This window comes from Streptomyces sp. Ag109_O5-1 (genome assembly GCF_003814875.1).
In the GTDB taxonomy this organism is placed as follows: domain Bacteria; phylum Actinomycetota; class Actinomycetes; order Streptomycetales; family Streptomycetaceae; genus Streptomyces; species Streptomyces sasae.
Genome location: NZ_RKQF01000001.1, coordinates 7,375,778 through 7,393,332 on the forward strand (window position 1 = coordinate 7,375,778; position 17,555 = coordinate 7,393,332).

The 17,555-nt window shown below is 72.4% G+C and carries 16 protein-coding genes; 10 read left to right on the top strand and 6 right to left on the bottom strand.

The window, feature by feature from the left end; all coding sequences use genetic code 11:
• Positions 1 to 135 precede the first annotated feature (135 nt).
• From EDD90_RS33450 to dapE, 3 genes are all read left to right on the top strand, one after another.
• The gene (locus EDD90_RS33450; protein ID WP_123976612.1) at positions 136 to 777 is read left to right on the top strand and encodes an IclR family transcriptional regulator; all 642 of its coding nucleotides are present in this window, start codon (positions 136 to 138) and stop codon (positions 775 to 777) included.
• Between the two features lie 403 nt (positions 778 to 1,180).
• Positions 1,181 to 2,647: an amino acid permease gene (locus tag EDD90_RS33455; RefSeq protein ID WP_123976613.1), complete on the top strand. Its 1,467-nt coding sequence runs from the start codon at positions 1,181 to 1,183 to the stop codon at positions 2,645 to 2,647.
• Complete coding sequence (gene dapE / locus EDD90_RS33460) at positions 2,644 to 3,690, top strand: succinyl-diaminopimelate desuccinylase (protein ID WP_123976614.1); 1,047 nt, start codon at positions 2,644 to 2,646, stop codon at positions 3,688 to 3,690. Before EDD90_RS33455 ends, dapE begins: the two co-directional genes overlap by 4 nt.
• Here dapE and EDD90_RS33465 read toward each other — a convergent pair.
• Positions 3,668 to 5,215, bottom strand: a complete 1,548-nt coding sequence (locus tag EDD90_RS33465) for a CdaR family transcriptional regulator (protein WP_123976615.1) — start codon at positions 5,213 to 5,215, stop codon at positions 3,668 to 3,670. The genes dapE and EDD90_RS33465 overlap by 23 nt on opposite strands.
• A gap of 120 nt (positions 5,216 to 5,335) precedes the next feature.
• Between EDD90_RS33465 and EDD90_RS33470 the strand changes: the two genes are divergently transcribed.
• The 3 genes from EDD90_RS33470 to EDD90_RS33480 are packed head-to-tail and all read left to right on the top strand — an operon-like array spanning position 5,336 to position 8,083.
• Complete coding sequence (locus tag EDD90_RS33470) at positions 5,336 to 6,133, top strand: chorismate synthase (protein ID WP_260328274.1); 798 nt, start codon at positions 5,336 to 5,338, stop codon at positions 6,131 to 6,133.
• Positions 6,130 to 7,239: an o-succinylbenzoate synthase gene (gene menC, locus EDD90_RS33475; protein ID WP_123976616.1), complete on the top strand. Its 1,110-nt coding sequence runs from the start codon at positions 6,130 to 6,132 to the stop codon at positions 7,237 to 7,239. Before EDD90_RS33470 ends, menC begins: the two co-directional genes overlap by 4 nt.
• A gap of 55 nt (positions 7,240 to 7,294) precedes the next feature.
• Entirely contained in the window at positions 7,295 to 8,083 is a 789-nt protein-coding gene (locus tag EDD90_RS33480) for a S16 family serine protease (protein WP_123976617.1), read from the top strand.
• Between the two features lie 267 nt (positions 8,084 to 8,350).
• Here EDD90_RS33480 and EDD90_RS33490 read toward each other — a convergent pair whose 3' ends face one another.
• Together EDD90_RS33490 and EDD90_RS33495 are read right to left on the bottom strand one after the other, a co-directional pair.
• A complete protein-coding gene (locus tag EDD90_RS33490; protein WP_123976619.1) occupies positions 8,351 to 8,935 on the bottom strand; it encodes a transcriptional regulator in 585 nt (194 codons plus the stop codon).
• 83 nt (positions 8,936 to 9,018) lie between these two features.
• Complete coding sequence (locus EDD90_RS33495) at positions 9,019 to 9,498, bottom strand: Lrp/AsnC family transcriptional regulator (RefSeq protein WP_185149307.1); 480 nt, start codon at positions 9,496 to 9,498, stop codon at positions 9,019 to 9,021.
• A 122-nt stretch (positions 9,499 to 9,620) separates the two neighbouring features.
• On the opposite strand from EDD90_RS33495, the gene hppD reads away from it, so the two are divergent.
• Complete coding sequence (gene hppD, locus EDD90_RS33500; RefSeq protein ID WP_123976620.1) at positions 9,621 to 10,769, top strand: 4-hydroxyphenylpyruvate dioxygenase; 1,149 nt, start codon at positions 9,621 to 9,623, stop codon at positions 10,767 to 10,769.
• 254 nt (positions 10,770 to 11,023) lie between these two features.
• Here the strand turns inward: hppD and EDD90_RS33505 are convergent, their stop codons facing one another.
• Positions 11,024 to 12,505, bottom strand: a complete 1,482-nt coding sequence (locus EDD90_RS33505; RefSeq protein ID WP_123976621.1) for a lipopolysaccharide assembly protein LapB — start codon at positions 12,503 to 12,505, stop codon at positions 11,024 to 11,026.
• 92 nt (positions 12,506 to 12,597) lie between these two features.
• Between EDD90_RS33505 and EDD90_RS33510 the strand changes: the two genes are divergently transcribed.
• Positions 12,598 to 14,004 carry an FAD-binding oxidoreductase gene (locus tag EDD90_RS33510; protein ID WP_123976622.1) on the top strand — a complete coding sequence of 469 codons (1,407 nt, stop codon included), beginning with the start codon at positions 12,598 to 12,600 and terminating at the stop codon, positions 14,002 to 14,004.
• Between the two features lie 18 nt (positions 14,005 to 14,022).
• On the opposite strand, the gene EDD90_RS33515 is transcribed toward EDD90_RS33510, so the two are convergent.
• Entirely contained in the window at positions 14,023 to 14,436 is a 414-nt protein-coding gene (locus EDD90_RS33515; RefSeq protein ID WP_123976623.1) for an SsgA family sporulation/cell division regulator, read from the bottom strand.
• A 256-nt stretch (positions 14,437 to 14,692) separates the two neighbouring features.
• On the opposite strand from EDD90_RS33515, the gene EDD90_RS33520 reads away from it, so the two are divergent.
• Entirely contained in the window at positions 14,693 to 16,156 is a 1,464-nt protein-coding gene (locus EDD90_RS33520) for an RDD family protein (protein ID WP_123976624.1), read from the top strand.
• Positions 16,157 to 16,218: 62 nt separating this feature from the next.
• Complete coding sequence (locus EDD90_RS33525; protein WP_123976625.1) at positions 16,219 to 16,893, top strand: RDD family protein; 675 nt, start codon at positions 16,219 to 16,221, stop codon at positions 16,891 to 16,893.
• Positions 16,894 to 16,991: 98 nt separating this feature from the next.
• Here EDD90_RS33525 and EDD90_RS33530 read toward each other — a convergent pair whose 3' ends face one another.
• Positions 16,992 to 17,285: a hypothetical protein gene (locus tag EDD90_RS33530; RefSeq protein WP_123976626.1), complete on the bottom strand. Its 294-nt coding sequence runs from the start codon at positions 17,283 to 17,285 to the stop codon at positions 16,992 to 16,994.
• Positions 17,286 to 17,555 lie beyond the last annotated feature (270 nt).

Consider the following 17,555-nt stretch of genomic DNA (forward strand, 5'->3'; position numbering starts at 1 on the left):
CCGTGAAGCGACTGGGCCCGGAGCCGCCGGGCCGCCATGCCGATCGGCGGCCTCTGAAGCGCGTCGCTGACGGGACTCGGCGACGCATCCGCCGCGTCGGAGGTTGCCGGCCTCACCACTTAAGGAGTGGGCGTCGTGACCGCGGAGACCTCTCAGACGCTCGATCGGGGACTGCGCGTCCTCAAACTGCTGGCCGATACGGACCACGGGCTGACCGTCACCGAGCTTTCCAACAAACTGGGCGTGAACCGGACCGTGGTGTACCGGTTGCTCGCCACACTCGAGCAGCATGCGCTGGTACGGCGCGACCTGGGCGGGCGAGCCAGGGTCGGGCTGGGCGTGCTGCGCCTGGGGCGGCAGGTGCATCCGCTCGTACGGGAAGCGGCCCTGCCGGCGCTTCGTTCGCTGGCCGAGGACATCGGGGCGACGGCACATCTCACGCTGGTCGACGGGACCGAGGCCCTCGCCGTCGCGGTCGTCGAGCCGACCTGGACCGACTATCACGTGGCCTATCGGGCCGGGTTCCGGCATCCGCTGGACCGGGGGGCCGCGGGGAAGGCGATCCTGTCCGCGCGGCACTCGCCGAGGGTCGACCCCGGCTACACGCTGACGCACGGCGAGCTGGAGGCCGGGGCGAGCGGGGCGGCGGCGCCGCTGCTCGGGGTGACCGGGGTCGAGGGGAGCGTCGGGGTCGTGATGCTGGCCGACGCCGTGCCGGAGCGGGTGGGAACGCGGGTCATGGACGCGGCGCGTGAGGTCGCGGACGCGCTGAGGTGAGGTAGAGGGTGGTGCGGGGTGGTGGGGGCTGGGGGCGGGGGTTTCGCTCGCCGGCGCCGGCCGGGTGCCGCTGCGCCCACCCGTGCCGCCCTGGGGGTCCCCCTCTGGGGGAGGCACGCATGCCCGCAGCTACGCGAACTGGAAAGACACGGCAGCTGCAGCGCCCCGTCAGGGGCGCTGGGGGTACCCCCGGCCGAAGGCTGGGGGAGGAACTGCGCGACCAGCCCCCACGCACCCGCAGCCAGCCGCCGTCCTCCGGCCCCCTTTGTTTCGCCCACCCACCCGCATTGGCCGATCCGCCAATCCCGCACCTCACCCTCTGGCCGATCCCCCCATCACGCCGACCCCACTCCCTCCGCATCATCAGGGCCAGACAAGAGCCCACGGTGGAGGGAGCCGGAGTATGGAGACGGTTGGGACACGGCCGCGGCCAGGGCAACGGGCCGCCGGTACCGCAAGTCGGCTCACCCGGCGGCAGTCCGTCGACACCCTCGTCGGTGAGGCCGGCGCCAGCCCGCTGACGCGGACCATGGGGCTCACACAGCTCACCCTGCTGAGCGTCGGAGCGACCCTCGGCACCGGCATTTTCGTCGTGCTCGGGCAGGCCGTGCCCGAGGCCGGCCCCGCGATCGTCGTCTCCTTCGTGCTGGCCGGCGTCACCGCCCTGTTCTCGGCCCTGTCGTACGCCGAGCTCGCCGGGATGATCCCCGGCTCGGGATCGTCGTACAGCTATGCCTACGCCACCCTCGGCGAACTCGTCGCCTGGGTGTGCGGGTGGTGTCTGATCCTGGAGTACGGCGTCTCGGTGGCCGCCGTCGCCGTCGGCTGGGGGCAGTACGTCAACGAACTGCTCCATCTCACCTTCGGCGTCACCCTGCCGGACGCGCTCAGCGCCCCGCCCGGCGCCGGGGGCACGCTCAACATCCCGGCCGCGCTCATCGTCGTACTCGCGATGGTCGTGCTGTTGCGCGGGGCCAAGGAGAGCGCCGTCGCCAACGTGGTGATGGTCGGGGTGAAGATCGCGGCCCTGATCCTCTTCTGCGCGGTCGCCTTCACCGCGTTCCACGCCGGGAACTTCCAGCCGCTCTTCCCGCTCGGCGCCGCCGGAATGAGCGCGGGGGCCGCCTCGCTCTTCTTCTCCTACATCGGCTTCGACGCCGCCAGCACCGCGGGCGAGGAGGCCCGGAACCCGCAGCGCGATCTGCCGCGGGCGATCATCCTCTCACTCGTCCTGGTCACGGCCCTGTACGTGCTGGTCGCCGTCGCCGCGCTCGGCGCGATGCCGTGGAAGGAGTTCGCGGGGACCGAGGCGACGCTCAGCGAGGTGCTGGTGCGGTCCGTCGGCGGCGGGAACCTGTGGCCGATCCTGCTCTCCGTCGGTGCCGTGGTCGCCACCACCAGCGTCGTGCTCACCGTGCAGTACGGGCAGATCCGGATTCTGTTCGCGATGTCCCGGGACGGGCTCGTGCCGACGTTGTTCGCGAAGGTCCACCCGCGCACCGGGGTGCCCCGCGCCAACACCGTGATCGTCTCCTCCTTCATCGCGGTCCTCGCCGCCCTCGTGCCGCTCGGCAGCCTCGCCGACGCCACCAGCATCGGCACTCTCTTCGCATTCATGCTGGTCAACCTGGCCGTGGTGATCCTGCGGCGGCGCAGCCCCGACGCGCCCCGCTCCTTCCGGGTCCCGTTCTCCCCGGTCGTGCCCGTCCTCGGCGTCGGCTTCTGCGGCTACATGCTGTTCAGCCTGGGCACCGACACCTGGATCGCCTTCGGGACCTGGATGGCCGTCGGTCTCGTCATCTACGGCTGCTACGGCATCCGTCACTCCAGGCTCGCCCACGCCGGCGCCGGCCCGCAGGAAGCCGCATGACCGCCTTCGACCTCACCGCCGACGTCGTCGGCCTCACCCGGGCCCTCGTCGACCTGCCCTCCGAGAGCGGGGCGGAGGCCCGGATCGCGGACGCCGTGGAGCACGCCCTGCGCGGCCTCGGGCATCTCAAGGTCGACCGGGTCGGCAACACCGTGGTCGCCCGTACCGCCCTCGGCCGGGACCGACGCGTCCTGATCGCCGGGCATCTGGACACCGTCCCGGCCGCCGGGAACCTGCCCTCCCGGCTCGCCGACGGGTGCGTGCACGGGCTCGGCGCCTGTGACATGAAGGGCGGGGTGGCCGTCGCGCTGCGGCTCGCCGCCACCGTCCCGGCACCGGCCGTCGACCTCACCTTCGTCCTCTACGAGTGCGAGGAGGTCGAGGGCGAGCGCAACGGACTCGGCCTGCTCGCCCCCGAACTCCTCGCCGCCGACCTCGCCATCCTCATGGAGCCCTCCGACGCCGGGGTGGAGGCCGGATGCCAGGGGTACCTCGCCGCAGACATCGTCGTACCCGGCCGGCGCGCGCACACCGCGCGGGCCTGGCAGGGCGTCAACGCCGCCCACCGGGCCGCCCGGGTGCTCCAGCGGCTCGACGACCACACCGCCGAGCGGGTGGTGATCGACGGGCTGGAGTACCGCGAGGGGTTGAGCGCGGTCGCCGTGCGGGCCGGGGTCGCCGGGAACGTCGTACCGGACGAGTGCGTCGTGAGCGTCAACTACCGGTTTGCGCCCAGCCGTTCGGCGGCGGACGCAGAGGCGTACGTACGACGTCTGTTCCCGGAGTACGAGGTGCGGGTCACCGAGGCGGTCGCCGGTGCGTTGCCCCGGCTGGACCGGATCGCCGGGCTCGTCGAGGCGCTCGGGGCCGTGCCCCGGCCCAAGTTGGGGTGGACCGACGTCGCCCGGTTCGCGGCGCTGCACATGCCCGCGCTCAACTACGGTCCCGGGGACCCCTCCCTGGCACACACGGCGGGGGAGTACGTGCCGGTCGCGCAGCTGCACGCCTGCGAGGAGAACCTCAGGGCGTGGCTCGTGCGCTGAGCCCGGCCAGCACCCGCAACTGCAGCCACAGCACCAGCCGTTCGTCGGGATCGTCCAGGTCGATCCCGACGTGCTGCCGGAGCTGGCGCAGCCGGTAGCGGCAGGTGTTGGGGTGGACGGCCAGCAGCTCGGCCGCGCCCGCGATGTCGCAGCCCGCGTCGAACCAGCAGACCAGGGTGCGGGAGTACTCGGTGCCGTGCCCGGCGTCGTACGCCAGCACCCGCTGCCACGCCCCCGAGGTCAACTCCCGCCGTTCGCCGAGCACTTCGGCCAGCCGCAGCAGGGTGACCCGGGGGCGCACCTCGTCCACCGTGGCCACCGGGCGCTCCGCGTCCAGGACCCGCAGCACCAGGTCCGCGTCCGCCCGGGAGCCGACCACCTCGCTCACGTCCGGGACCAGCTCGCCCAGGCCCGCCCGCACCGGCACCCGCAGCGCCTGCCCGGCCCGCCGCACGATGTCCTCGGCCAGCGGCCGGTGCCGTGCCCCCGGACCGGGCAGCAGCGCGTACACCACCCCGTCGACCAGCACACACGCGTGCCGCCCGTAGCGCGCCTCGCACTGCAGCCGTACGACGTCCAGCAGGCGCAGCGCGGTGCGCTCGGCGTCCGGCACGCTGGTGGTGGTGTCGAGCGCGAACGCGGCCACCCGCACCTCGCCGTCCACCCCCAGGCGGATCGCGGCGGCCGGGGCGTCCGCCGTGCCGTCGAGGAGACGGCGCAGCAGGTCGCCGCTCTGGTGGCGGGCCAGCTCCTGCGCCGCCCGGGCGCGCAGCAGGAGCAGGGCGGCGGTGGCGGCACCCTGGACGAGGGTGTCCTCGGCGTCCGGCGCGAGCGCGCCGCCGTCGACCACCCAGACCGAGCCGAGGGTCTCGCCGCCGGCCCGCACCGCCATCGCCAGCCGGGGCAGGTCGGCATCGCTCAACGCCGGGAGCCTGACCGGTCGTTCGGCGGCGAACAGGGTCCGGTACTGCTCGGTGTTCTCGGCGCTGGCCGGCACCTGGAGGCCCAGGATGCCCTGCCGGCGGTCCTCGTCGACCGGCTGGCCGACGACGGTGGAGTAGGCGAGGATCCGCTGCCGGGGGTCCTCGATGGCGGTGGCCCCGCCGGCCCCCGCCGCGATCGCGTCCGCCAGTGCGAACAGATCGCCGAGCCCGCTCCCGGGCGCCGCCGGGCGGGCGCCGATCGCCGAGGCCAGCAGCAGGTGGACATGGTGCCAGGCGGCGTCCTCGTCGACCGACAGCAGCGCGATCCCGTGCGTCTCCGCCTCCCCGACCGGCCCGTCCGCGCCCCGCACCACCACCCCGGTCAGCCCCGCCTCGGCCGCCGCCCGTACCAGCGGCCCGGCCGCCGCCGCGCGCACCCCGACCGCCAGCAGCAGCGCCCCCGGCCGCCGCGGCAGCGGGGTGTGGGCGTCGTACAGCAGCGCCTCGGTCACCGGCACGGTCAGCCCGGCGGGGGCCGTGTGCAGCCGGACGGAGGGGCCGCCGACGACGTCGAGCAGGTCGCCGAGGGTGCAGGCGTCCATGTGACTCCTTGAGCGTGAGTCCTCAAGCAGGGAGGTTCTTGGCTGATCTCCTCATGACGCTACGCATTCCTTGGCCATCCGCACAACGCCGGCGACTTCGTCGGCTCGGAGACTCGGATCATGACCCTGACCGTGACCGGAGTCAGCATCCGTACCGTCCACGACGTCGCCGGGCTCGCGGCCGTGACCGACTACTTCAGCGACGTCTGGCAGACGCCCCGCACCGCCCCGCCCTACCCGGCCGAGGTCCTGCACAGCCTGGTCCACGCGGGCGGCGCCGTGCACGCCGCCTACGACGGCACACGGCTGGCCGGGGCGGCCGTCGCCGTGTTCGGCCCGGACCGCGACACCTACTCCCTCGTCGCCGCCGCCGACCAGGGCCTCGGGCACGCCGTGAAGCGGGCCCAGCGCGCCTGGGCCCTGGATCTCGGCGCCCGCACCATGCGCTGGACCTTTGACCCGCTGGTCGGCCGCAACGCCCGCTTCAACCTGGTCAAGCTGGGCGCCACCGGCACCGAGTACCTCGTCGACTTCTACGGCCCGATGGCCGACGGCGTGAACGACGGCGACGAGAGCGACCGGCTGACCGTGACCTGGGACCTGACGGCGGACCCCACCGTGCCGCCCGCCGCGGCGTACGACGTGTATGACGCCCGGGACCGCGCGGACGCCCCCGCCAGCCACCGGGGCCCCGACGGCGAGGTCCTCGCCCGCCGCGACCTCGACGACCGGGCCGTGTGGTGCCGGGTGCCGGAGGACGTCGTACGGCTGCGGGCCGCCGACCCGGTGCTCGCCCTGCGCTGGCGGCACGCCGTCCGCGAGGTGTTCACGGCGGCCTTCGCCGAGGGCTTCCGGGCCGTGGGGATGTCCAGGGACGGCTGGTACACGCTCGCCCGCACGACGGAGGGGACGGCATGAAGCTGGAGCGCGTGGAGATCGTGCATGTCGCGATCCCGCTGGTCACGCCCTTCCGTACGTCCTTCGGGACCATGACGACGAAGGACACCTTCCTCCTCCACGTCGTCACCGACACCGCCGAGGGCTGGTCGGAGTTCGCCGCCGACCCCGAGCCGCTGTACTGCTCGGAGTTCGTGGCCGGCGCGGAGATCGTGCTGCGGGACTTCCTGGTGCCGCGCCTGGCGGCGGTACGGGAGCTCACCTCCGCCGCGGTCGGCCCGGCGACGGCGAAGGTCAAGGGGCACGAGCTCGCGAAGGCCGCGCTGGAGACGGCGGTGCTGGACGCGGAGCTGCGGACCCACGGGATGCCGCTGTCCGTGTTCCTCGGGTCGGTGCGGGACCGGGTGCCGGCGGGCGTCTCGGTCGGCATCAAGGACTCGATCGGCGAACTGCTCGACGACGTCGAGGGGTACCTCGCCGAGGGGTACGTCCGGATCAAACTGAAGATCGAGCCCGGCTGGGACGTCGAGCCGGTGCGGGCGGTGCGCCGGCGGTTCGGGGACGCGCTGCCGCTCCAGGTCGACGCGAACACGGCGTACGGCCTCGCCGACGCGGAGCACCTGCGGCGGCTCGACGAGTTCGGGCTGCTGCTGATCGAGGAGCCCCTGGAGGAGGACAACCTGCACGGCCACGCCCAGCTGCAGCGGCGGATCACGACGCCGGTCTGTCTCGACGAGTCCCTGCACAGCGCACGGGACACGGCGGCCGCGATCGCCATGGACGCGTGCCGGGTGGTGAACGTCAAGCCCGCACGGGTCGGCGGCTACCTGGAGGCCCGCCGCATCCACGACGTGGCACGGGCGCACGGGGTGCCGGCGTGGTGCGGCGGAATGCTGGAGACCGGGATCGGGCGGGCGCCGAACCTGGCACTGGCGGCGTTGCCGGGCTTCACGCTGCCGGGCGACACATCGGCGTCGAGCCGGTACTTCGCCGAGGACATCACCGAACCGTTCGTCCTGGACGACGGGCACCTCCGGGTGCCGACCGGTCCCGGTATCGGGATCGAGCCGCTGCCGGACGCGCTGCGCCGCTTCACCCTGGAGCGCCGCGAGCTGCTCACGCGCTGACCGGAGCGGTGGCCGGGGCGATGGCCTGAACAGGTCGCCGCGTTAGATTGACTCCGTGCTCTCACGTCTCACGCGTCTCCAGGCCATCGCCGTCTGTGCGGTTCCCGTCGTGGCCCTCGTCGGTACGGCCGTCTTCGCGCCGCTGCCGTTCTCGGTGGCCCAGCCCGGGATGACGGCGAACGTCCTCGGTGACAACCAGGGCACCCCGGTGATCACCATCGCCGGGGCGCCCACCCGGACGACCGGGGGACAACTGCGGATGACGACGATCGAGGCGACCGGGCCGGACGCCCGGGTGTCGCTCGGTGACGTGATCGGCAACTGGTTCCGGACGGACCGGGCCGTCATGCCGCGCGACGCCGTGTACCCGAGCGGCAACAGCGTCAAGGAGATCGAGCAGCACAACACCGAGCAGATGCAGCAGTCGCAGGACGCGGCGGCCCAGGCTGCGCTGCAGTACCTCGATCTCAGCGCGAGCAAGGTCAAGGTGACCTTGAAACTCGCGGACGTGGGCGGGCCGAGTGCGGGGTTGCTGTTCTCGCTCGGGATCATCGACAAGCTGGACGGGAACGGGAGCGGGGGAGACCTCACCGGGGGGAAGAACATCGCCGGTACGGGCACGATCAGTGCGGACGGCACGGTGGGGGCCGTGGGCGGGGTCGCGCTGAAGACGCAGGCCGCGCGGCGGGACGGGGCGAGTGTCTTTCTTGTGCCGAAGGACGAGTGCGCGGATGCCAAGGCCGAGCTGCCGAAGGGGCTGCGGTTGGTGCCGGTGACGACGCTCAAGGGCGCCGTGTCGGATCTGGTGGCGTTGGAGAAGGGGAAAAACGTCCCTGTCTGCTGAGTTTCGTCTGCGGCCCGGTGGGGGCTGGTCGCGCAGTTCCTCCCCCAGCCTTCGGCCGGGGGTACCCCCAGCGCCCCTAAAGGGGCGCTGATGCAGGGGTCGGTGTTGCCAGGCGGAGGCCTACTTCCACCAAGGTCCAGCCGATGCGGGTGCGGAGTTCCCTCTCCGGCTTGGCTGCCTTCGCCAAGCGGTAGGCCTGTGCCTGAGCGTGCCGTTCGGCCATCCGGTACTGGGCGAGCTGGGTCTGGAAATGCATCGCTCTGCCTCTCAATCCGTCCTCGTGGGAAACAGGTGGGTGTGGATGCGCACCGTCTCCGCCTCCGGGGTGTCCTTGCCGAGGGGCGTGGTGCGGAACTCGTCGATGAGGGCGTGCATCCTGCCGATCAGTTCCTGAGCGAGCTCGGGTGTCAGCCGTAGTGTCATGTCGCTCATGTCGGTGGAGCGCGCCCAGGCAGACGACCACTCGTTGCGGGTGGCCAGCCATGTCGACAGCTCGCGTGTGTGGGTGTTGGCGACTTCGTGCATGAACGTGTCCATCGCGCCGCGCAGTTCCGGGTCGGCGTCCTGGAACTGGTCGCTGTCGAAGACCAGCCCCTCATCGGCCGCTTTCCACCAGCGCTCCCGGCCCTTGCCGTGTTCCGGAGCGTCCTCGACGAAGCCGTGGGCGGCGAGCTGGCGCAGGTGGTAGCTGGTCGCCCCGCTGGACTCGCCGAGTTTCGCGGCCAGTTGGGACGCGGTGGCCGGCCCGCCGTACCGCAGCGCGTTCAGCATCGCCATTCGCAGCGGGTGTGCCAGCCCGCGCAGCGAACGGGCGTCCAGGACGCGCGGTTTCCGTGCCTCGTGCTCCGTCATGCACACAAAGGTATCTATGCAAAGAGGCCTTTGCAACCCTCTCTTTGCATCAACATCTTTGTAACTCGCGCCACTTGAGGCAGTCAGCCCTCCTCGCTGTCCGCCGCCGCCTGTTCCACCAGGGGGATGACCCGCAGCGGAACGGGGTTCTCCATGACGATCGCCGTGGAGGCGCGGACGATGCCGTCGAAGCCGACGACCCGGTCGATCACCCGCTGGAGATCGGCGTTGGAGCGGGCCACCAGGCGGCACAGCATGTCGCCGGTGCCCGTGGTGGTGTGCAGTTCGAGGACCTCCGGCACGGTGGCCAGGTGGGCCCGGACGTCCGGGCCCTGGCCCTGCCGGATCTGGAGGGTGGCGAACGCGGTGACCGGGTAGCCGAGGGCGGCCGGGTCCACCTGCGGGCCGAATCCCTGGATCACCCCGTTCGACTGGAGCCGGTCGAGGCGCGCCTGCACGGTCCCCCGGGCCACCCCCAGCCGGCGGGACATCTCCAGCACGCCGATTCGCGGCTCCCGGGCCAGCAGCACCAGGATCCGCCCGTCCAGACGATCGATCGTCATGCCCCGCCTCCCGATGGTCATCATGTACAGAAAGTCCGCCGGTATGGACGTACTGCTGAGCATATTGTCCAGCCAAAACGCGAACTATTGCGCACCTTGCCGGTCAGGTTCACCCTTCGACCATGACGCAGACCACAGACCACACTCCCGACACGACCACCCGGCAGGACGACCCCTTCCCGGTCAAGGGAATGGACGCGGTCGTCTTCGCCGTGGGCAACGCCAAGCAGGCGGCGCACTACTACTCCACCGCCTTCGGCATGCGGCTGGTCGCGTACTCCGGACCGGAGAACGGCAGCCGCGAGACCGCGAGCTATGTGCTGGAGAACGGCTCGGCGCGGTTCGTCCTCACCTCCGTCATCAGGCCGGACTCCGAGTGGGGCCACTTCCTGGCCCGCCATGTCGCCGAGCACGGCGACGGTGTCGTCGACCTCGCCATCGAGGTCCCGGACGCCCGCGCCGCGCACGCCTACGCGGTCGAGCACGGCGCCCGGTCGGTGGCCGAGCCGTACGAACTGAAGGACGAGCACGGGACCGTCGTCCTCGCCGCGATCGCCACGTACGGCCAGACCCGTCACACCCTCGTCGAGCGGCGGGGCTACGACGGCCCGTACCTCCCGGGATTCGTCGCCGCGTCCCCGATCGTCGAACCGCCGGCCCGCCGCACCTTCCAGGCGGTCGACCACTGCGTCGGCAACGTCGAACTCGGCCGGATGAACGAATGGGTCGGCTTCTACAACAAGGTCATGGGCTTCACGAACATGAAGGAGTTCGTGGGCGACGACATCGCCACCGAGTACAGCGCGCTGATGTCCAAGGTCGTCGCCGACGGGACCCTGAAGGTCAAGTTCCCGATCAACGAGCCGGCCGTCGCCAAGAAGAAGTCCCAGATCGACGAGTACCTGGAGTTCTACGGCGGCGCGGGCGTCCAGCACATCGCGCTCAACACCAACGACATCGTCGGGACCGTACGGACCATGCGTGCGGCCGGTGTGCAGTTCCTCGACACCCCGGACTCGTACTACGACACCCTCGGCGAGTGGGTCGGCGACACCCGGGTGCCGGTCGACACCCTCCGCGAGCTGAAGATCCTCGCCGACCGCGACGAGGACGGCTATCTGCTGCAGATCTTCACCAAGCCGGTCCAGGACCGGCCGACGGTCTTCTTCGAGATCATCGAACGGCACGGCTCGATGGGCTTCGGCAAGGGCAACTTCAAGGCCCTGTTCGAGGCGATCGAGCGCGAGCAGGAGCGCCGCGGGAACCTGTGAGCCGACGGCCGGAACGTGACTCCGGTCGAATTCGTTTCCGCCGCGACGGCGATCAGCGACGGCGATCAGCGACGGCGATCAGCGACGGCGATCAGCGACGGCGATCAGCGACGGCGATCAGCGACGGCGATCAGCGACGGCGATCAGCGACGGCGATCAGCGACGGCGGCGGCGGAGTCCGGCGGTGCCCGACCGGCCCGGTGGTGTGCGGCGGCGGTGCTCGCCGGATTCTGCCGGTGTCTGGCGGTGCCCGGCTACCCCGGCAGTGGCTCCTCCGGTGGCTCTTCCCCGAGTGCGGCCAGCGTCGCCTTGGCCACCGGTACCTGCAGCGGCGAGAAGTACGGGTTGATCCGCAGTGCGTCCTGGAGGTGGCGGCGGGCCGAGGCCTCCAGCTCCAGGTCGCGTTCGATCATGCCCCGGTGGAACGCGTACGGCGCACTGCGGACCCCGCCGCCCTTCGTCGAGTCCGTCGCGATCGAGGCGTACCGCAGCGCCTCCTTGTCGTCACCGGCCCGGTGCAGCGCCCAGCCCAGGGCGTCGGCGACCTCGATGCCGGGCTGCCGCTCCCATTCGGCCGTCAGCCGCTGCACCGCCTCCTGGACATCCCCGTGGTCCTCCTCGTACCGCCCGATCAGCAGATCGTCGTCGATCCCGGCCGCCAGCTCCCGCTGCACCTGCGCCCGCAGTGCCGCGTACTGCGTGTCCGCCTGCCGCCCCAACCCCAGCGACTCGTACAACTCACCCAGCTCCAGAAAGACTTGGGGAGTCGGCCGGTGTGCGAGGGCGCCCTGGTACGCGGTCAGCGCATCCTGTGTGCGGCCCAGCGCGGCCAGCGCCCGCCCTTGCCCCGCCCGGGCGGCCGACAGGTCGGGGTCGAGGCCCACGGCCGCACGGAAGTGCCGCAGCGCGTCGTCCCGGTCGCCTCGCTCCCAGGCCAGCTGCCCGGCCTGGCACAGGTACGCGGCCTGCTCGGCGGGCGTCCGGGCGGCCGCCGCCGCGTCGGTCACCTGGGCCACCGCGTCCTCGCGCCAGCCCCGGTCCCGGTACACGGCGGAGGCCCGGGCCATCACGGCGGGCTTCACATCGGCCCCGACCCTCAGCGCCATCAGCTTGTCCATCGCGGACCTGGCCGCCTTGTAGTCGCCGAGACCGTTGTAGGCGTCGATCAGCGCCGGATACGTCGACCACTGCTTCGGCGCCGCCCGCAGCGCCTCCTCGCCGAACCGCTTGGCCTCGGGGAAGTCCCGGCGGGCGTTCGCCAGTGCCGTGAGCCCGCGCAGCGCCTCGGCGTTGCCCTTGGCCGACACCTCCAGGGAGGTCTGCAGCGCCCGCTCGGCCCTCGGATAGTCGGCGATCCCGGCGGTCCGGGCCGCCCGCTCCACATACGCGGCCCCGAGCACCGCCCAGGCCCGCGCGTCCCTCGGCTGTGCCCGCACCCGGGCCTCCCGCTCGCCGATCAGCGTTGTGAGGTCGGGCAGCGCGGCGGGCACCCCGTTGACGACCGCCGTCACCACCTGCGCCGTCGACTGCCGCTGCGCCTGGGGGCCGGCAGCCGCGGGCCGGGCGGCGGGGCGTGACGGGTGCGGGTGCCACAGCAGCAGCGCTCCGCAGGCCGCCGCGCTGCCCGCCAGCGCGACGATCAACAGCCGTCGCAGCACCCGGCGGCGGCGCGGCGGCTCCGGCTCCGGGAGCAGCGAGGTGGCGGGTCCGGACGGTCGGTTGTCGAGCGCGCACATGCCGCACACTGTGCGTCAATACGACCACCACATCCATGCGGCCCAAGGACGGACCCTGTGGGGTTCACACCGATGGCCCCGGGTGCGACGCTGTGATCATGAGCCGTATCGAAGCGCCTCGGGACGAGGCCACCGGAAACCTCACCGACCGGCTCCTCGCGGGTCTGCCGGCCGACGCGGTCCTCGTCGACCCCGACGTGACCGCCTCCTACGCCAACGACATGGCGAGCTTCTGCCCGGCCGGCGCCCCGGCCGTGGTCGTGCTGCCGCGCACGGTCGAAGAGGTCCAGCACGTCATGCGCACCGCCACCGAACTGCGTGTCCCGGTCGTCCCGCAGGGCGCCCGCACCGGCCTGTCCGGCGGCGCCAACGCCACCGACGGCTGCATCGTGCTGTCCCTGACGAAGATGGACCGCATCCTGGAGATCTCGCCGGTCGACCGCATCGCCGTCACCGAACCCGGCGTCGTCAACGCCACCCTCTCCCGCGCGGTCGAGGAACACGGCCTCTGCTACCCGCCGGACCCCTCCAGCTGGGAGATGTGCACGATCGGCGGCAACATCGGTACCGCGTCCGGCGGGCTGTGCTGTGTGAAGTACGGGGTGACCGCCGAGTACGTGCTGGGCCTGGACGTCGTCCTCGCCGACGGGCGGCTGCTGTCCACCGGCCGGCGTACGGCGAAGGGCGTCGCCGGGTACGACCTCACCCGGCTCTTCGTCGGCTCCGAGGGCTCGCTGGGCATCGTCGTACGGGCCGTCCTGGCCCTGAAGCCCAAGCCGCCGCAGCAGCTGGTGCTGGCGGCCGAGTTCGGCTCCGCGGCCGCCGCCTGCGACGCGGTGTGCCGGATCATGGCGGGCGGGCATGTGCCGTCCCTCCTCGAACTGATGGACCGCACGACGGTGCGGGCGGTCAACGCCCTCACCCACATGGGCTTGCCGGAGTCCACCGAGGCGCTGCTGCTCGCCGCCTTCGACACCCCGGACCCCGCCGCGGACCTGGCCGCCCTCGGCGAGCTGTGCGAGGCCGCGGGTGCCACCCAGGTGGTCCCGGCCGACGACGCCGCCGAGTCCGAACTCCTCCTCCAGGCCCGCCGGTCCTCACTCGTCGCCCTGGAGGCCGTCAAGGGCACCACGATGATCGACGACGTGTGCGTGCCCCGTTCCCGGCTCGGCGACATGATCGAAGGCGTCGAGCGCATCGCGGACAAGTACCGGCTGACCATCGGGGTGGTCGCCCACGCGGGGGACGGCAACACGCACCCCACCGTCTGCTTCGACGCCCAGGACCCCGACGAATGCGCCCGCGCCCGTGCGTCCTTCGACGAGATCATGGCCCTCGGCCTGGAGCTCGGCGGCACCATCACCGGCGAACACGGCGTCGGCGTCCTGAAGAAGGAGTGGCTGGCCCGCGAGATCGGGCCGGTGGGCGTGGAGATGCAGCGGGCCGTCAAGGACGTCTTCGACCCGCTGGGCATCCTCAATCCCGGCAAGCTGTTCTGACCTCATCCGCCGGGCGCCTCACCGGGCCAGCAACTGGTCGAGCGCGTCGTCGATCCCCAGCCGCCGGCCCTCGGACCCCGGGGGCACCACCCGCAGCGTCCGCTCCAGCCAGGCGGACACCTGGGCGGTCGGCGCCTGGAGCAGGGCGTCCCCGTCGGGCGAACTCAGCGCCATCAGCACGACGCTGCGGCCCTCCGACTTCGTCGGCCACACCCGTACGTCCCCGTGCCCGCTCGGCCGGAACACCCCCTCCACCAGGAGGTCGCGGGCGAAGGTCCAGTGCACCGGGAAGTCGGAGTTGATGTGGAAGCTGACATGGACGGCGTACGGGTCGTCGGAGCGGTAGGCGAGCCGCGCCGGGACCGGGATGCTCCGCTCCGGGGACAGGATGAGCCGGAGTTCCAGATCGCGTTCCACCACGGTGTGATCCATGACGTTCGTTTCCTCTCTCGATCATTCGTTCTCGATCAGCCGTACGGGCGCCTGCGGAGGGGCCCGTACGAGTGGAGAGAGGCTGGGGCCGCGAGCATTACGCGGGTTCCGGAAGATTTTTTTCCGATGCGGTGAAGGGGATGCACAGGGCTGCCCGGAAAGGGGCGGGTCCTGCGGGACTGGCGGTGGGGACCACCCGGGTCTGATAGATGTGGAGGCTCCCACACGACCCCCGAGCAGATACGGGACGACGGACATGAGCGCCCCAACTCCGGCACCCGGTGACGAACGGCCCCGCGAGGGCTACTACCCGGACCCGTCCATCCCCGGCTACGTCCGTTACTGGAACGGTGCCTCCTGGGTGCCGGGCACCAGCCGCCCCGCCCCGGCCGACGGCCGACCGCTCATGCCGCCGCCCGGCTCCGGCCCCGCGGCTTCCGGGGCTCCCGCGGCCTCTGCGGCCTCTGCGGTCGAGGAGACCGGCCCGCACTTCTTCGACGAGGACCCGCAGGCGGCAACCTCCGGCTGGGGTGCCGACCCCCGGGCGGCCGGCGCCCCGGCCCAGCCGGACGGCCGGTCGTCCCGCACCGACGGTACGGCGACGATCCCGCCGGCGGACCAGGGCGACATCGACTCGGGGGGCACGTTCATCTTCCGCAGGCCGACGGTCGGCCCGGCCCAGCCGCCCATGGACGACGGCACGCTGACGTTCCGTCCGATCCGGGGCGAGGGCACGCAGGGGCCGGACACCGGCGCGGCGGACCCGGGCACGGGGGCGGGCGGTACCGGCGCGGGTCAGGGCGGGTTCGGCGCGCCGGGCTCAGGTGGTGCCGGTGCGTCCGGTGCCGGTGGTTACGGCGCTCAGGGCTCAGGCGGCTCCGTCGGCCCGGCCGGCTTCGGGGCCCAGGGACCCGTCGGCGCGCCCGGTGCCGGAGCGGGCGGTGCCGGTACCGGCCGTCCCGGCTTCGGTGCCGGAAAGGCGGCCGCGGCCCGCGCGGCGGCCCAGGCGGAACCCGCCCAGGGTGCCGCCGCTCCCCAGGCGGTCGCCCCCTCCCTGCCCCAGCAGTCCGGTGTGCCGCAGTCCCCGACGGCCGCCGCCGGCCCCATGGCCGCCGGTGCCGGCGGCGGGCAGTCCTCCTGGGCGCAGCAGGTGCACCAACTCGCCGGTGACCAGCAGCCGGCGCCCTGGAAGCCGCCGGTGGAGGACGTCTTCCAGGCGGCCGCCCGGCGGCAGGCGGCGGCCCGTCCCGCCGGACTCGGCAAGCGGTTCGCCGCGCGGCTCGTCGACAGCCTGGTCGTCGGCGGGGTCACCGCGGCCGCCGCCGTGCCGTTCGGCACCAGGGCGGCCCACCATGTGCAGGACAAGATCGACGCGGCCAAGCTGTCCGGCCGTACCGAGACGGTCTGGCTGCTCGACGGTACGACGGGCGCGTACCTCGGGATCGTGCTCGCCGTCCTGCTTGTCGCCGGTGTCCTCTACGAGGTGCTGCCCACCGCCAGGTGGGGCCGCACGCTCGGCAAGAAGCTGTTCGGCCTGGAGGTACGGGACATCGAGGGCCACGAGCCCCCCGCCTTCGGCGCCGCGCTGCGCCGCTGGCTGGTGTACACCGTGCCCGGGCTGCTCGGCATCGGGATCGTCGGTGTCGCCTGGTGCCTGTTCGACCGGCCCTGGCGCCAGTGCTGGCACGACAAGGCGGCGCGCACCTTCGTGGCCGGATAGCGATTGCCCCGTACGGCCGCGCGCCGGATGCGGGCCGGGCGGCTTCGCGGTCCACTCGGGCCATGAGCACCGAACCGCCGCCGGGCTCCGGACAGCCGCCGGAAGACGACCCGTTCAGGAAACAGCCCCCGCCGGGCGAGGGCCGGGGGCCGGGTTCGGGCTCGCCGTACGACACCCCGTACGGCGGCTCGCAGCCTCCGCCGCCCTCCTACGGCGGCGGACCCTACGGCGGCGGCCCCTACGGAGCGGGCGGCGACGAGGGCGGCTATCCCGCCGATCCGCTCGCCGGGATGCCCCCGCTCGCCGACAGCGGCAGACGCACCCTCGCCAGGATCATCGACATGATCCTGGTGGGCATCGTGGTCGTGCTGGTCACCTTGGCGTTCGGGGTGAGCGAGTACCAGATGCACGGCGAGAGGATCTCGGCCGGCAGGTCCCTCGCCCAGTCGGTCATCGCCGCCGTCCTGTTCGTCGCCTACGACACTCTGCTGATCGCCAAGACGGGCCAGACCCTCGGCAAGAAGTGGCTCGGCATGCGGGTCGCCAACCTGAACGACGGTGCGACCCCCTCCGGCCAGACCTCGCTGGTGCGCGCCCTGGTGCTGTGGCTGCCGTTCGCGTTCTGCTGCGCCTGCGTCTGGACGGTCATCTGCGGCGGCTGGAGTTTCGTCGACAAGCCGTACAAACAGGGGTTGCACGACAAGGCCGCGAAGACGGTCGTCGTCAGTACGAGGTGATCCCGCCGTAGGCGGTACGAGGTGATCCCGAGGGGCGCACAAGCAGTCGGCGGGTCCGTCAGTCTCACGGACCCGCCGACTTCGAGTGTGTGCGGGCGTCAGGGCGCGGTGGGCTCCCGGACGGGCTCGGCCGTGGCGGCGGCCACGGTCTCCCGGTGCGCGGGGACCCGCACCTCGGGCGGTGCGGTCGGGGTGGGCTGTGACTGTGCGACCGTGCGGGGCCCAGGGAGCGGGACCGTCATGGCCACCAGCAGTCCCAGACCGAGCGCGGCGAGCGCGATGACCGCGATCCCGATGCCCGAACTCGTCTGTGACAGCAGCAGCATGGCGAGCGTCGAGCAGATCACGGTGCACGAACCGTAGACGAGCTGTGCCGGGGTCGGACGAGGCATGGCAATCGTGTCCTCGGAAGATGTGGGGTGAGACGGGTAGCCGGCCTGGCATTTCACCGGCTTCCGGGCGTTCCACCATTCGACTCTATTCGCGTGTGTGCCCGAGAGGAACGACCGGTAAGCGTGACCTAACCCACGGTACCGGTGCACAGGGGGCGCACGGTCGCATGGCATACCGCAACCGGAGGCATATGCGCGCCGGTTGAGCGAGGTCCTTCGTGGTCCGGTCCCTCCCTCGGCGTTCGTAAAGCGAACTCCTGCTCCGCATAC